This window comes from Bacillus sp. SIMBA_026 (assembly GCF_046535335.1).
GTDB classification, from domain to species: Bacteria; Bacillota; Bacilli; order Bacillales; family Bacillaceae; genus Bacillus; species Bacillus velezensis.
The window spans coordinates 1-265 of sequence record NZ_JAWRWX010000240.1 but is presented as its reverse complement, the minus strand read 5'-3'; the positions used below and the strand labels follow the sequence as shown (position 1 = coordinate 265).

The 265-nt window shown below is 65.3% G+C and carries 1 protein-coding gene; it reads right to left on the bottom strand.

The features are described from left to right. Positions 1-265: ANTAR domain-containing protein (locus SB847_RS21335; RefSeq protein WP_410578649.1), on the bottom strand; the 265-nt coding region annotated here is incomplete at both ends.

The window sequence follows — 265 nt, the reverse complement described above, 5'->3', positions numbered from 1 at the left end:
AGATCGACGCTGACAGCCTGCAGCGTACTTTTGCTATCCCGGGCTATGCGCAGGAGGTGGTGCAGTGCCCGGTCGGGGGTCAGCCCATGCCGTTCGATCAGTATCCCGCGGGCTTGATTGACGACGTCCCTGCTGTCCAGGGCCGCCTGCAGCTCCGTGCTGATCCGCTCCACCGTCCCGGAGGTTTGGATATGGGCCAGAAGCGTCGCGGCCGGGGAAGCGAATAGCTCCAGCAGCGCGACCTCTTCCGGTCCGTACACACCCG